We start from the raw sequence: 14787 nt of genomic DNA, 5'->3' as shown, positions 1-14787 counted from the left end.
ACCATGACATGGGATGTCTACATGATATAGCCCCTAAATAAACACCGTACAGCACATCAGATAGGGCTTAAGTGATAATACTCAAATTATAAAATGTGATTTAATGCCGCTAAGCATGCGAATACACGCGACTCAACAAAATAACAGCCACAAGGTACGTAAATTCAATGAAACAAACAATCAAACCCTTTAGCGTTGCCATACCGCAAACACAGCTCGACGACCTCAACGCAAGACTGGCCAACACGCGATGGCCTAACGCAGAAACCGTCGATGACTGGAGCCAAGGTGCGCCTTTAGCCGCGGTAAAATCACTGTGTGAATACTGGCAGCACAGCTACGACTGGCGCCGCTGCGAACGCGAATTAAACCAATACCCACAATTCACCACTGAAATCGACGGTTTGGACATCCACTTTTTGCACATTCGCTCACCTCACGAAAATGCGTTACCCATGATCATGACTCACGGCTGGCCAGGTTCAATACTTGAATTCATGAAGGTCATTGGGCCCCTCACCAACCCCACTGCTCACGGCGGCAGCGCCGACGATGCCTTCCATTTAGTTATTCCCTCACTACCCGGCTACGGTTTCTCGGGCAAGCCAACAGGCACCGGCTGGGGGCTTGAACGCATCGCCAAGGCGTGGATCAACCTCATGGCCCGCCTTGAGTATTCAGAATTTGTCGCCCAAGGAGGTGACTGGGGCTCGTTTGTCACCAGCGCGATTGGCCAAATACACCCACCGCAATGCCGTGCTATCCACATCAATATGGCCCTAGCACAGCCAACTGAAGAAGATATGGCGTCACTCAGTGAACGCGATCAAAAAGCATTAGCCGACATGAAATATTATTTTGACTCCGATTCGGGCTACGCCATGATTCAAAAATCGCGGCCACAGTCAATCGGCTATGGCTTGGCCGACTCCCCCGCCGCGCAAGCGGCGTGGATATACGAAAAATTCCATCGCTGGACCGACAATAATGGCCACCCAGAAGACGCCCTAAGCGTCGAGCAAATGTTAGACGACATCAGTATTTACTGGCTAACGAACAGTGCCGCTTCGTCAGCACGCTTATACTGGGAGAGCTTCGAAAGTATTTTTTCAGAACCAGTGAGCATGCCCTGCGGCGTATCGATTTTCCCCAAAGAACTCTTCAGACCTGCGCGAAAATGGGCAGAACGCATTTACCAAAACCTAATTCACTGGAACGAACTGGATAAAGGCGGTCACTTTGCCGCGTTTGAACAGCCGGAAATTTTTGTAAATGAAGTGCGAAGCTGCTTTGCTAAAGTTCGATAGTGCCACAGCAAGATTGAGTTTCACTGTTGCCTTGGCGATATTGAAGGGCCCTCACCACTGTATTATTCAGATTAGCCTAGGCATAGCACTATTCACCATCAGCGCCTGCGCTGACAACAATCAGCTTAGCTCGCAATGGCAAGACTACCAAAGCCGCCTAGAGCGAGTGCTTCAACGCCAAGCTGCGCCGCATGACAATATAGCCTTTCCCCACTTACCCAAGCCCAGAGAGCTCAGTCTTGAGTTTAGCGACAGCGGTATCGATTTGCTGGATTTTTTAAGGATGCGGCGCTGCGCCCTGCGCGACACGATTGCCCAGCGCAATAGTATTCTTGGTCGCCATGGCGACGCCGCCGCCCGCCTGATTTTTGATTTACGTTTTATCAATCAGGCCACTGTTTGCCAAAAAATATTGGTGGAAGACGGCTTAATGGCGCTTGCCGCGCAATTACAGGCAGCAACCCGCGTTAAACAACGGGAGTTACCGGCGCGTATATTTGCTGCCAGTTTAATTGGCCCAGAGTTTCGCCAGTTTTGGCAAATCCCAGTTGATCTCAGCGCTTACCCACTCAGCGGCAAAGACCCCAGCCTCGCTGCGCTCGCCCGCTGGCAGCAATGGCAAACCGAGTGGCTTAGTCAGCCGGGCAGCATGGCAGACTGGTCATCGCTGGCATGGCAACAATTTAGTGAAGACGTACTCAATACCCTTGGCCAGATTCGCTTGGGCGCAGGCGGCAGTATGCTTGCCGCGCAGCGGGTGAATTTGGCGGGGCTAACAACCGCTAGCAGCATTATTACCCAGCGCGTTAATGGTCGGCCATTGTGCCTCAAGCCTCAGCCAACACCGGCTGCAACGCACTTCCAGGGGACTTTACGCAGCGTGTTCATTCAGCAGTTGCAAAAGCAGGCCAGCGCAATCAACCAACATCAATTTAATGTTATGGCCATTATGGCTGAGATCGAAAATGAGCTGCTCGCGCTCATGGCTGCCAATCAATTAACGATCCCTAGCGCCTATATTAATTGGCAAAAGCAGCGCGATGATTTACTGCTCGCAACCGACCAGGCCCAGCGCCAGCACGTTGCGCTGGCCGGTGAGCTGCTCAAACAGTGCGGCTTGCAGTCTGGCAATTAACGTCGACGTTTTTCCATACGGCGCAGAAACACGTCCATAACTGAGTCGTATAAGCCATCGCCTAAGAACAAATCTTCAACCCCAGCGTCGATACTCGGGTTGTCGTTGACTTCAATCACCACCACCCGATTGTCGGATTGTTTTACGTCTACGCCATAGAAGCCATCGCCAATTAATTTACAGGCTTTCACCGCGACATCGATCACTTTTTTAGGTGCTTCATAGGTGGGCATGGTGTCGAAGCCGCCAGACTGACTTTTGCTACTACTGTGCTTATAGATTTGCCAGTGGTTGCGCACCATATAATAACGGCAGGCAAACAGGGGCTTGCCGTCTAATACACCAATGCGCCAGTCGTAATCGGTATACATAAACTCTTGGGCTAATAACAAGGCCGATTTATCAAGTAAACGCTTGCTCTCACTTTCCAACGTCTCCCAGTCCTCCACCTTGACCACGCCGCGCGAAAAAGCGCCATCGGGTACTTTTAATACAATGGGGTAGCCTAGGGTATCGGCAATACGGCGCAACTCTTCGGTATTGTCCCGTCGTAAAATTTCAGTGCGCGGGGTGGGCACTTTGTGGCTAGTGAGTAAGTCAGCCAAGTAAATTTTATTGGTGCAGCGCAAAATGGAGGTTGGGTCGTCCATCACCACCAAGCCCTCTGCTGCAGCCTTTTTGGCAAAGCGGTAAGTGTGGTGGTCTACCGAGGTCGTCTCGCGAATAAACAGACCGTCGTATTCCGGTAAGCGTAAATAATCCTTCTTGGTAATTAGCTCAGCAGAAATACCTAAATTAGCGGCGGCCTTGGTAAATTTGCGCAGCGCCCCCTTATCGCTGGGCGGCAGCTTTTCTTCCGGATCAACCAGAATTGCCAAATCGTAGCGGAAGGTTTTTCTGGCCTTGGGCTTACGCCACATTTTGCTGCTGAAACGCTCAAATGTTGAGGCAAAGGCCTCTTGCTCACCACCCGCTTTTAATGATTTTAAGGCGACCAGTTGCAACTTTTTAATCTGCCAGCGGGTCTTGCCAAATTCAAGCGTAACCTCAATTAAGGGCGACGGAAATCGCTCAAACACCGCTTTGGCAATTGCGCTATATTCCGGCGCTAGGCACTCACCAAACCAGCTGCGAAAACTAATACTATCGCCTGTCTTGGCTGTCGGTAATTTAGCGAGTAAAGGCTCCACCCCTTCAAGCAAGATATCTGAAAGGGATTTACGCGCCAGCTCACTGAGCGTGTTCACCGAGGGTAAAACATTGTGGCTGCGCGCCTCCGCCAGCAAGGAGCAATAATATCCGGTGCCGAGATAGCGATAACTTCTCGCCAAATTAATGACCCTTACCCGTTCGCCACTGCTTTGCCCAATACGCTCTAGGTAGTCATCAAAAGTGATGACATCTTGGCTAGGGTAATAGGGCGACCAATCCTTTAGGTCATCGACAACGACAAAAAAGCGTGACATCAGTTATCTCTCATTAGGGCAAACAATTAGCCGCATTCTGCGACCAATTTCTCGCATTAACAATCATCGCAACAAGTAAATATTGCGCTATTGGCATCGCCGTTAGGTGTAGACCATTTATCGGCCAAATGACGCCACTAAGTGTCGGCAACAACAGCGATTTCTATTGGCTTTTCCCGCGCGAGCAGCCCACAATTCACTATGGCAACTCCGCCGTTAACAGGTTTATACGATGAGTCTTATCCGCCCCGCCACCGAGAGCGACTTGGACACCTTAGTAGCATTGGAAAATCGTTGTTTTGACGGTGACAAACTGTCGCGCCGCAGCTTTAAAAGCTTGATCAAACCCGGCGCGCACTTGGCCTCGGTCATACTCGTCAACAACGTTATTGCCGGGTACAGTATAGTGCTGTTTCGCACCGGCACCAGCTTGGCCAGACTCTACTCAATTGCACTTGACCCAAACTATCGCGGCCAGGGTCTCGCCCAGGCCCTACTCGCCGACGCCGAAAGCGAGGCATTGGCCCGCCACTGCCTGTTTATCCGGCTGGAAGTACGTAACGACAACCCCAACGCTATTGCCTTATACCAAAAGCTGGATTACCACGTTTTTGACGATATCGAGGATTACTACGAAGACGGCTGTACTGCACTGCGCTTTGAGAAGCGCCTGCACCCAGAAACCAGCCAAGTTATCCAGAAGGCCCCCGCATATTACCGGCAAACCACCGAGTTCAGCTGTGGCCCCGCGGCATTAATGATGGCCATGACGAATATTCAGCCCGAGTACGTTATGAGTCGCCGCGAAGAGCTGCAATTGTGGCGAGAGGCAACCACCATTTTCATGACCACCGGCCACGGCGGCTGCTCTCCCCACGGTTTAGCCTTGGCGGCACTACGTCGAAATTTCGGTGTGAGTCTGTATATCAATAGCAGTGGCGTACCGTTTATAGACAGTGTTCGCAGCAGTGAAAAACGCGATGTTATTGAGCTTGTGCATGAGGATTTTATTGAGCAACTCACGCACTTCCCCGCTACTATTGAAATTAACCCTTTAGGACGTGGTCAATTCCGTGAGATTCTGGAACGCCACGACAATGTGCTGGCGCTGATTAGTACCTGGGCACTCAATCGCAATCGCGCGCCCCACTGGGTCTATGTGAGCAAGACAGATGAACACTTTGTGTATATTAGCGATCCCGACACCAACGACAGTCGCTGGCAGAGTGAAACCGACTTTATGCACGTGCCAATTAGCATTGATGCCTTCACCGCCATGGCGAGCTTTGGCCGCAGTCGACTGCGCTGCCTAATCGCGATTCACCCATCAAGTAAGGAGCAGCCACCAGCGCATGTCTAGCCAATCACTGAGTACAGCCGACCGCCACTACTGCGAATCGCTTAAACGGCTATCAGAGTCGCTTATCGCCATCCAGAAACCCATATTGATTCTCGACGCAATTAAATGGCCCCAGAGCATTGAAACCCAATTCTTTGCCGATAAGGCCAGTAAACTGCCTAAGGTTGATCGCGATTACTATTTACGCAATGCCCTGAATTTTGACTCTGAAAGTAAAATCAGCGAGCTAAAAAACCTACGCAGCCAAGTACACAAAGAGCTGGGCAAAGCGGACCCACTGGGTAAAATTTTAGGCGAGACCATAGAACAGTATTTAATCGTAATTGATATGGTTGAAAGTCGTGGCACACCACGATTCATGGCGGCCAGTCGCGAGCTCTATGGCTCTGCGCGCGATCACCTGCGAGGCGACAAACTCAGCTTAATTGAGATGGGGCAGCGGCTCTGCCATATTTTTTCGCTGCCCGCCGCCAAACACCTCGCGGCCGCCTACCCTAAAAACCTCAATGCAGAGGAAGCGGTACGCCAATTAGCGCAACGCCTTACACCCTATTTCTCCGACAGTATTTTTTCCGTAAAAGAAACCGACGGCATCGTCTCTGACGCCTCTGCGGGGGGAGACTGCATTAAGGTCAACACCCACTCGTCCTTCTCCAGCCTCGACATCCAGGTACTTGAGGTACATGAGGGCTGGGTACATGTTGGCACCACGCTCAACGGCCGCAACCAACCCTGGGCAACGTGGCTAAGCGTTGGCTCGCCGCGTATTACTGCGCTGCAAGAAGGTTTGGCGGTCTTGATTGAAACGCTGACCTTTAGCTCGTTTCCGGCACGCGCCCGCCGTATTAGCGACCGCGTTGTCGCCATTGATATGGCTGAAAATGGTGCCGACTTCCTTGAGGTCTACCGCCACTTTGTCAGCCAAGGCCTTAGCCAACACGACAGTTATAAAATTGCTCAGCGGGTGTTTCGCGGCGGCATGGTCGAAGGCGGCAGCTGCTTTACCAAAGACTTGTCGTACGTGAAGGGCTTCGTGGAAACCGTAAACTTTATACGCAGCGCCATTTTGTCGGATAAGCCAGAAATGCTCCCTATGCTGTTTGTGGGTAAAGTTGCTTTAGATGATGTGCCTGTTCTGCATCATTATCAGCAGGCGGGCTTTATCGAGGCGCCACGCTATTTGCCACCCATGTTCAGGGATCTCAATGGTCTGTATGTGTGGTTTGGCTTTTCCAGCGGTATGTCGCTATTGGATTTGGCGCGTATTCAGGAGCACTTCAAAACCTTGTTTGAACAAACTATTGATGTGCACTCGCATTTAAAATAGTCGGAATCCTTCAGCCCATCATTTTCGAGCAGGATGAGTTGAACAGCGTATTTTGCTTTAAAAAAAAGCACAAATACTGAGCTTAGTTGCTCAGTATTTGTGCAATTTAAGACTGCTCGCTTAGCAAAAATGGCCTTAAATCAGTGCATCGCCGTCTTGTAAACCTGCCTAAACACCAATCCTCAGAGCCGAAAAATCGATTAACCGCCGTAGGGTACCCGCGTTTGGGTGGCCTTATACGACGAGGTCGTTTGGCCGCCATAGGCGGGCGACTCGGTAGTGACATACTCCGTCACCGACGGCTTAACCACAATTTTACCGTTAACATCTTTATGAACACTGCAGCGGTAATTATAGGTGCCGGCCTGGTCAAATTTCAGGCTGTAAGAATTGCCTAACCATGGGCTCGTCCAGATACGCGAACCCATCACCCCATCAAAGCTAATATCGTGAGAGATTTCGTCGTAGTTTACCCAGGTCACCTCAGTGCCAACCGGCACTTCCAATTGCTGAGGTTTGGCGTGGAAGGTCGAGATATAAACCTTCGTCGGTTTGGCTGGGGCCAAGACCAAGGTACCCACCAATTCAAGCTCTACTCGGCGATTTAAGGCCCGGCCATCAGCGGTAGCGTTATCGGCAATAGGCTGTGTAAAACCATAGCCTTTAGGCTCTAATTGATCTGGGTTAACACCAACCGACACCAGATAAAATCTGGCAGCGTTAGCGCGATTCTGTGACAGGTTCATATTGTAATCATAGGAGGCATTATTATCGGTATGCCCCTCAATCGCGACTTTTATGGTTGGGTTTTGTTTTAACTCCCTTGCGACTTGATCTAAAAATATTTTTGACTCCGGCCGCAATTTGGCCGAGTCGTTGTCAAAATGAACCTCTCTTAATATGAGGGAATCCCCGGCTTTACAGCCATCTAACTCCAGCGGCATACCTGGCGCAGGAGATTTACAAGCGCCCTCTTCAGCGCTAACCAATGGCGACATCGCCAATATCGCTAATGTTAAAGCTATCCCTATTCGTGCATTTTTCATGTAACCCCCGTTACGTGATTGCTACAAACCTTGCTGATGATGTATCTCAGTTCGGTCACTCTAATCGGTTAAACAACCCTTATGGGTCGCTGATAAATTGGCGTTCCGTGCCAGCACCGCTAGCCGGTCTGCGGATATTACGAAGCAAAATATGCGCCTACTTTCACAATATATAAATTTTGTGTCACGGCGGCGCCTGCAAGGGGGCGAGATCAAAGAATTAGGGTGTAACAGTCAATTTTTGAGCATAAAAAAAGGGTGTTCAAAAACACCCTTTTCAAATCAGTCGCGAGCGAAAGATATTAGCCGTATATACACAGATAGGCAGTATTAACCGCTACCTTCAAGTCGAAGTGGTTATTGCCAGGTACATCGAAACCCTGACCGTCGGCGAAGGTTTGCCATTCAGTCTGACCTGGCAGCAATACCGTCAACGCCCCGCTGATCACTTCCATACGTTCAGCCGCTTCGGTACCAAAACGATATTCACCGGGCGCCATAACACCCACTGAAGCAGGCTTGTCTGCTGTATCAAAGCCCAGCGACTGAACATTATTGTCGAAATAGCTATTGTGCTTAATCATGGTGATCCCCAGATGCGTAAAAAACCGCGCAATCATACGCGGCTAATCCCTCATACGCCAGAGTGAAGCTCATCGGCTATCATCCGGTTAGACTTCCCAAGCACCTGATGATCTCGGCCTATGTACATATACATGGCGGGCACCACAAACAAGGTAAACAATGTGCCAATGGTCATACCTGAGCTAATCACCATACCCAGTGAGAAGCGCGATGCAGCGCCGGGGCCAGTTGCCAATAACAAAGGCACCATGGCCACAACTAATGCCGCAGTCGTCATTAATATTGGCCTCAAGCGAATAGAACTGGCCTCTTCAATTGCTTCGCGCTTGGACATGCCCTGCTCCTGAAGGCGATTGGCAAAGTCCACAATGAGAATACCGTGCTTTGAAATAACGCCAATCAAGGTCACCATACCGACCTGAGTATATATATTCAGACTCATCCCAGAAAAATTAGTTAATTGCATACCATTGGTCATGGCAAAAATGTTCAGGGTTAATAATGCCCCACAAATCGACATTGGCACCGTGACCAAAATTATCAATGGATCCCGGTAGGACTCAAACTGTGCGGCCAACACTAGGTAAATAATAATTAAGGCAAAGCCAAACGTCGCAAGCAAAGCAGATCCTTCTTGCTTAAACTGACGCGAAGAACCCGCATAATCAATTTGGAATCCAGCTGGCATCTCTTCCTTGGCGATGGTCTCAAGTAAAGCCAAGGCATCACCTTGCGAAATATCAGGCCGTGGCACGGCAACAATGGTGTTCGACAAGAGCTGCTGCGCATGGGGAATAAAACGCGGTACAACGCGATCACGCAACGTAACAATGGTCGACAACGGAATTAATTCACCACTCCCTGTTCTCGTATAAAACCCTGCTAATTGAGCAGGATTTAACCGTGACTCACGCTCTACTTGGACCATAACTTTGTAGGCTCGCCCCTGATAGGCGAATTTATTCACCTCACCACCTGCCATCATTGCCGCCAAGTCAGCGCTCAGCGCGCTCATATCAACACCTAACAGCGCAGCTTTTTCGCGGTTAACATCCAATACCGTTTCCGGTCGATCAATATTTAATTCAGCAGCCACATAAAAGAAGCGATTACTCTTAATCGCTCTCGCCACAACCGCATCACCGACATCCGCCATGGTTTGCGGATCGGCAATAGACTTGAGCACAAATTCAACGGGATAGCCCTGCCCTGGCGTAGGTAAAGCTGGGGGTTGAAATATGGCGGTACGTACCCCCGCCGAAGCGCCAACTTTGACATTCACATCATTTGCAATCTGGGTCATCGTCTGGTCACGCTCGTCCCAAGGCGTTGCAATCATACCGAAAAATGCAGAATTAGTGCCGCCGCCATTATTGGTGCTAAAGGCAAACAAATGCCCAACATGTTCATTCGCCAGCGCAATTTTTTGGTTTTCCATAAAGTATTTTTCTAAATACTCTTTTGATGCATAGCCATCCGCCTCATTTAGCGCACCGGCAAAACCAAAATCCTCGGCAGGCGCAAGTTCAGCAGGGCTTGATGCATATAAAAAATAACATGACACCAAGACAATCAGCCCAAAAATACCAATAACGTGACGCTGATCCAAGGCGCTGTGTAAGCGGGCTCGATAAGCGATTTGCCATAAATTAAATTTTTCATCCAAATATTTTACAAGACGACTGCCGCTTTCAGCGCCGCTGTGTGAGGGCTTTAAAAGCTTCGCACACATCATAGGCGTCAAAGTCAGGGCTATTACTCCAGAGATCAACACGGCACCGGCTAAAGTAAAGGCAAACTCAGTAAATAGTTTGCCAGTGATTCCCGTCAAGAAACCGATGGGGGCGTACACCGCAACGAGGGTAATCGTCATTGAAATAACCGGCCCCACCAGCTCTCGGGCGCCAATAATTGACGCCTTGCGGGGTTCTAGGCCTTCTTCAATATGTCGATGAATGTTTTCTAATACAATAATCGCATCATCAACCACCATACCAATGGCTAAGACCATTGCCAGCAGGGTTAAAAGGTTGATTGAAAAGCCCATCAAAAACATCAAAAATAGGGCCCCCACAAGTGACAGGGGAACCGTCACAGCGGGTATCAGTGAACTGCGCATTGAGCCTAAGAACAAGAAAATAACCACAACCACAATCAAAACGGCTTCCACCAAAGTAGCGCGGACGTCCTTAATTGCGCTATTTACGTAGATGGTAGAGTCAAATGCCATCACACCGTTCAAGCCTTCAGGTAAGGCTTTAAAAATATCAGGTAAATGATCATGTACCTTCGCAATTACGTCGAGCAAATTGGCATCAGGCCGCACGGTCATACTCACAAAAATACCAGGTTCGCCATCCCAAAAGGCGCTTTGATCGTAGTCGTCAGCGCCCAGCACAACGTTGGCAACGTCCTCCAATCGCACCAAGGTATTGTCGTCAGAGCGCAATACCATTTTGCGAAACTCTTCAACTTGATGTAAATCCGTCCCCGCCGAAAGCCCTACTTTCACATAGTTGCCGTTAGTCTGGCCCACCGCTGAAAGTACATTTTGCTTACGGATCTCTGCCACCACCTCACTGGCGCTAAAGTTAAATGCCACTAATTTCTCAGGGTTTAGCCATACACGCATCGCGTAGTTTTTGGCGCCCATCACATTCACTTTTTCAATGCCGGCAATAGCGGAAAGTTCTGGCTCAATTACCCGGGAAATATAATCGGTGATTTGACTGTCAGTGAGCACGTCAGAGGAAAAGGCGAGATACATAGCGTCAGTGCCACTGCCTTCCGCTAACTGGATAATTGGGTCCTCTGAGCCCTCTGGCAACTGATTTCGGAGTTTCGAAATTTTTGCTGAAATTTCCGTTAGCGCCTCATTAGGGTCTTTGTCTAAACGTAAATTAGCGGTAATTCTAGCGCTTCCCTGCACCGAACTGGAGGTCAGGAAATCAATCCCATCGGCTGAGGCTATCTCGCGCTCCAGCGGAGTTGTTACAAACCCTTCGACCAAGGCGGGTTCCGCGCCGGGATACACAACCATGATAGAAATTTGCGCATTCTGCAGCTCTGGATATTCACGCACGGTTAAATCAAGACCAGCGCGCATCCCTAGCAACAAAATGATTAAGCTAACTACTACCGCCAATACTGGGCGTTTTATAAATATATCGGTGAAATTCATCGCTACTCTCAGCTTATCGCCAGTAATCCTTTACACCAGCAGCGCTGGCGCCCAAAACAGCTTAGCCAGCTGGTGGCGCTGGATCCAATTCCGGCATTGGCGCATTACTGTTGTCAATAATGACGGGTTGTTTATTGCGTAATTTAAGCAGGCCCGTACTAGCGACTTCAGTCCCGACCTCCAATCCTGTCGTTACCGCAATATAATCACCCCGTGCTTCACCCAGTGTAATAAAGCGCTGAACCACTTCTAAACCGGCCTCGGCCATGCCCTCTTGCTCATCGACAGGTACTGTATCGCCACTTTTCTGAACAACGAAAACTGAGTCGCCATAAGAGGTGTAATTTACCGCCGAGCGAGGAATCACCGTCAGCACATTCTCGCCAGGTAAGGTAATCGTCACGGTAGCAAACAAGCCTGGCTTAAGCTGTAAGTCTGTATTGGCCAAGCGTGCGCGCACATCAAAATTGCGCGTATTAGGATTTACTTTGGGCTCAATCGCTAAGATTTTGCCTTGGAATATTTCGTCTGGGTACGCGTCAACGCCTACCGACACCGCCAAGCCTGTCGTTAAATTGCCAAGATAGTGCTCAGGCAGTGAAAAATCGACGTTAATAGGATCTAATTTTTGTAGGGTAACGATTGGTGCGCCCATACCAAGATATTGGCCGACATTAACTCGACGAATACCTAATTTTCCGTCGAAAGGCGCTGTGACAATTTTTTGTGCCAAACGGCCTTTCTGCGCTTCGACTGCGGCAAGCGCAACATTCGTTTCAGCGATAGCAGTATCCAGCTCGGCCTTAGAGATTGATTTACCGTTATACAATTGCGCTTTACGCGCTCGGTTCAACTCGGCTAATTCCGCTTGCGCTTGCAGGCGTTTAAGCTCGCCCTGCTCACTTGCCGCCGACAAGGTCAGTAGCAAATCACCGCGTTTAACTATATCGCCAGATTCAAAATGAATGGCCGATACAACGCCATCAACCTCAGCAGTCAAATCAGCACCATTTACCGCGACTAAACTTCCCACTGCGGCGAGACGATTCGGCCAAGACATGCTCTCTGCCTTGCTACTTGCCACCGTCACCGCTGGGGTAGGCATATTGTTCATATAATCATTCATGGCTTTATTGCCAAACCACTTCATACCAAACACGCCGCCGAATACCACGGTGCTCAGTACTAGCATGATTATCATCCGCCTAGTCATATCACTTCCCTATTAATTGAACGCTGAATTTGAACAATGCCTAAATTCCATTGAACACTTCCATAAGCAACATAGCAGCGTGGAAGCAAAGGCGAAAAAGTAGCACTGTCTACCGTAAAGGTCGAGTTACGACGTGCAACATTACACGAGCGTAATCGTTATAGCTCAGTACCTTAGCAACCCGAACCTAGTCTTGGGTGCGCTTTCAACGTTGAACATGAAATTGATTAGCGGCGGCAATTTTTTGGTACACAGATGGCACACTAAAACATTCAGACGAAAAAAAACCTGCTAAATCAGCAGGTTCTTTTCAATAATGGCGGAGAGGGAGGGGTTCGAACCCTCGATGAGGCTATAAACCCCATACTCCCTTAGCAGGGGAGCGCCTTCAGCCACTCGGCCACCTCTCCGGAAATTTCCCACTTAAACAAGCTAGGCTTGAAAAAGTAGAGCGTTAATCAGCACATAGCGCTGTTCAACGAATCGGGCGGCATAATACCACACTCAGGAAATAAGCAAAGGCCTAAACGGCTTTTTTCGCTTTATTCCTTGTTTCCATTGCTCTCATTTTGAATACGATCGTAAATTTCTTCACGGTGTACCGCAATGTCTTTAGGCGCATTAACACCTAAGCGAACCTGATTTCCCTTTACACCTAAAACAGTCACTGTGACTTCATCACCAACCATCAAGGTCTCACCAATACGACGAGTTAAAATTAACATTATGGCATCTCCTTGTAAGAGCCCAACGCAAACCCCCTGGTGCGAATCCTTGTGCAACACAGCGAAAATAGCGTAAATAAATTAAATACTGGGCTCCGAATCCAGTTCGAAAGCTGCATGTAGCGACCGAACGGCTAGCTCCAAATATTTCTCATCAATAACCACTGAAATTTTTATTTCCGAGGTTGTGATCAGCTGAATATTAATTGACTCTTCTGCCAAAGTTTTAAACATCTTGCTCGCAATACCGGCGTGAGAACGCATTCCCACACCAACCAGCGACACTTTGGCAATTTTGTCATCCGTTTTGACCTCTCGCGCACCTGTTTGTTTCACCAGCTTGCGCACAATGGCTTCGGCCTTTGCCATATCTCCACGACTAACCGTAAAAGTCAGATCGGTCGTATTATCTTCGGCGACGTTTTGAACTATAACGTCGACTTCAATATTCGCATCGCTTACCGGGCCCAAGATTTGGTACGCCAATCCTGGGGTATCCGGTACGCCTAATACAGTAATCTTTGCTTCATCACGGGTGAACGCAATGCCCGAAATTGCCGGGTTTTCCATATCCGAGTCTTCCTCTAAGCTAATCAGTGTCCCAGGTCCATCTTGGAAAGCATGCAATACCCGTAAAGGCACATTGTACTTACCAGCAAACTCAACTGAGCGGATCTGTAGTACTTTAGAACCCAAGCTGGCCATTTCCAGCATTTCTTCAAAAGTAATACGATTCAAGCGGCGGGCATTACTCACCACCCTCGGGTCCGTGGTATAGACCCCATCCACATCAGTATAAATTTGGCATTCATCGGCTTTTAGCGCCGCAGCTAAGGCCACCCCCGTGGTATCTGAACCGCCGCGGCCTAGAGTGGTTATATTGCCGTTTTCATCAACGCCCTGAAAACCAGCGACAACAACCACATTACCCTCAGCAAGATCTGCGCGGATCTTAGCATCATCGATGTCCCGAATGCGCGCCTTGGTATGCGCTTCATCCGTTAATATCCGCACCTGGGTACCCGTATAGGATTTCGCACCCTGCCCCAGCTCATGCAGCGCCATGCACAATAGCGAGATAGTCACCTGTTCGCCGGTGGACACTAATACATCTAGCTCACGCGGCGTGGGCTCCGCTTGCATCGCTTTTGCCAACTCGATTAAGCGGTTAGTTTCACCACTCATCGCCGACACAACAACGATAATGTCGTGGCCCCGCTCACGAAAACCAGCAACCTTTTGGGCTACCGCTTTAATCCGCTCAACAGTGCCTACCGAAGTACCACCAAATTTTTGAACTATTAGACTCATGATTCGCTTCTGCTAATAAACGCCCATACCAAAGGGCGCTCATTAAACACCAGATCAAATTTAAAGGAAATGACCCACTGGCCGCTATACGTGATTTACGTAGTTTTTGCGCCCAGCGGAGTCAGCCGAGG

At 49.3% G+C, this 14787-nt stretch carries 11 protein-coding genes and 1 tRNA gene; 4 read left to right on the top strand and 8 right to left on the bottom strand.

The genetic code is table 11. The features are described from left to right. The first annotated feature begins 167 nt into the window (after nt 1-167). Both HNQ57_RS06915 and HNQ57_RS06910 read left to right on the top strand, forming a co-directional pair. Nucleotides 168-1307, top strand: a complete 1140-nt coding sequence (locus HNQ57_RS06915) for an epoxide hydrolase family protein (RefSeq protein ID WP_184461861.1) — start codon at nt 168-170, stop codon at nt 1305-1307. Further along, nucleotides 1273-2442, top strand: coding sequence for a DUF3080 family protein (locus HNQ57_RS06910; protein ID WP_184461859.1), 1170 nt, complete (start codon nt 1273-1275; stop codon nt 2440-2442). The genes HNQ57_RS06915 and HNQ57_RS06910 overlap by 35 nt, the downstream gene beginning before the upstream one ends. Here HNQ57_RS06910 and HNQ57_RS06905 read toward each other — a convergent pair. Beyond that, nucleotides 2439-3908, bottom strand: coding sequence for a RimK family protein (locus HNQ57_RS06905; RefSeq protein ID WP_184461858.1), 1470 nt, complete (start codon nt 3906-3908; stop codon nt 2439-2441). The genes HNQ57_RS06910 and HNQ57_RS06905 overlap by 4 nt on opposite strands. A 232-nt stretch (nt 3909-4140) precedes the next feature. Between HNQ57_RS06905 and HNQ57_RS06900 the strand changes: the two genes are divergently transcribed. Together HNQ57_RS06900 and HNQ57_RS06895 are read left to right on the top strand one after the other, a co-directional pair. Then, nucleotides 4141-5268 (top strand): GNAT family N-acetyltransferase/peptidase C39 family protein, encoded by a 1128-nt coding sequence (locus tag HNQ57_RS06900; RefSeq protein ID WP_184461856.1) that lies wholly within the window; start codon nt 4141-4143, stop codon nt 5266-5268. After that, the gene (locus HNQ57_RS06895) at nt 5261-6595 is read left to right on the top strand and encodes a flavohemoglobin expression-modulating QEGLA motif protein (protein ID WP_184461854.1); all 1335 of its coding nucleotides are present in this window, start codon (nt 5261-5263) and stop codon (nt 6593-6595) included. Before HNQ57_RS06900 ends, HNQ57_RS06895 begins: the two co-directional genes overlap by 8 nt. Nucleotides 6596-6795: 200 nt before the next feature. Here the strand turns inward: HNQ57_RS06895 and HNQ57_RS06890 are convergent, their stop codons facing one another. The 7 genes from HNQ57_RS06890 to HNQ57_RS06860 form a co-directional block, all read right to left on the bottom strand. Next, the gene (locus tag HNQ57_RS06890) at nt 6796-7641 is read right to left on the bottom strand and encodes an OmpA family protein (RefSeq protein ID WP_184461852.1); all 846 of its coding nucleotides are present in this window, start codon (nt 7639-7641) and stop codon (nt 6796-6798) included. 302 nt (nt 7642-7943) lie between these two features. After that, the gene (gene ppnP, locus HNQ57_RS06885) at nt 7944-8225 is read right to left on the bottom strand and encodes a pyrimidine/purine nucleoside phosphorylase (RefSeq protein ID WP_184461850.1); all 282 of its coding nucleotides are present in this window, start codon (nt 8223-8225) and stop codon (nt 7944-7946) included. A 50-nt stretch (nt 8226-8275) separates the two neighbouring features. Then, entirely contained in the window at nt 8276-11407 is a 3132-nt protein-coding gene (locus HNQ57_RS06880) for an efflux RND transporter permease subunit (protein WP_184461849.1), read from the bottom strand. 61 nt (nt 11408-11468) lie between these two features. Next, nucleotides 11469-12599, bottom strand: a complete 1131-nt coding sequence (locus tag HNQ57_RS06875; RefSeq protein WP_184461848.1) for an efflux RND transporter periplasmic adaptor subunit — start codon at nt 12597-12599, stop codon at nt 11469-11471. A 338-nt stretch (nt 12600-12937) separates the two neighbouring features. Next, nucleotides 12938-13030 (bottom strand) — tRNA-Ser (locus HNQ57_RS06870). 132 nt (nt 13031-13162) lie between these two features. Next, complete coding sequence (gene csrA, locus HNQ57_RS06865; protein WP_008247082.1) at nt 13163-13345, bottom strand: carbon storage regulator CsrA; 183 nt, start codon at nt 13343-13345, stop codon at nt 13163-13165. 81 nt (nt 13346-13426) lie between these two features. After that, nucleotides 13427-14656: an aspartate kinase gene (locus HNQ57_RS06860; protein WP_184461847.1), complete on the bottom strand. Its 1230-nt coding sequence runs from the start codon at nt 14654-14656 to the stop codon at nt 13427-13429. Nucleotides 14657-14787: the final 131 nt, after the last annotated feature.

Source organism: Zhongshania antarctica, from assembly GCF_014202945.1.
GTDB classification, from domain to species: domain Bacteria; phylum Pseudomonadota; class Gammaproteobacteria; order Pseudomonadales; family Spongiibacteraceae; genus Spongiibacter; species Spongiibacter antarcticus.
The sequence above is the reverse complement of the archived record's forward strand: the minus strand, read 5'-3'. Positions and strand labels throughout refer to the sequence as shown.

Coding starts and splice junctions, on each gene's coding strand:
- HNQ57_RS06910 (WP_184461859.1), top strand. CDS start 1,273: ATGAAGTGCGAAGCTGCTTTGCTAAAGTTCGATAGTGCCACAGCAAGA.
- ppnP (WP_184461850.1), bottom strand. CDS start 8,225: ATGATTAAGCACAATAGCTATTTCGACAATAATGTTCAGTCGCTGGGC.
- csrA (WP_008247082.1), bottom strand. CDS start 13,345: ATGTTAATTTTAACTCGTCGTATTGGTGAGACCTTGATGGTTGGTGAT.
- HNQ57_RS06890 (WP_184461852.1), bottom strand. CDS start 7,641: ATGAAAAATGCACGAATAGGGATAGCTTTAACATTAGCGATATTGGCG.
- HNQ57_RS06900 (WP_184461856.1), top strand. CDS start 4,141: ATGAGTCTTATCCGCCCCGCCACCGAGAGCGACTTGGACACCTTAGTA.
- HNQ57_RS06905 (WP_184461858.1), bottom strand. CDS start 3,908: ATGTCACGCTTTTTTGTCGTTGTCGATGACCTAAAGGATTGGTCGCCC.
- HNQ57_RS06915 (WP_184461861.1), top strand. CDS start 168: ATGAAACAAACAATCAAACCCTTTAGCGTTGCCATACCGCAAACACAG.
- HNQ57_RS06880 (WP_184461849.1), bottom strand. CDS start 11,407: ATGAATTTCACCGATATATTTATAAAACGCCCAGTATTGGCGGTAGTA.
- HNQ57_RS06860 (WP_184461847.1), bottom strand. CDS start 14,656: ATGAGTCTAATAGTTCAAAAATTTGGTGGTACTTCGGTAGGCACTGTT.
- HNQ57_RS06895 (WP_184461854.1), top strand. CDS start 5,261: ATGTCTAGCCAATCACTGAGTACAGCCGACCGCCACTACTGCGAATCG.
- HNQ57_RS06875 (WP_184461848.1), bottom strand. CDS start 12,599: ATGCTAGTACTGAGCACCGTGGTATTCGGCGGCGTGTTTGGTATGAAG.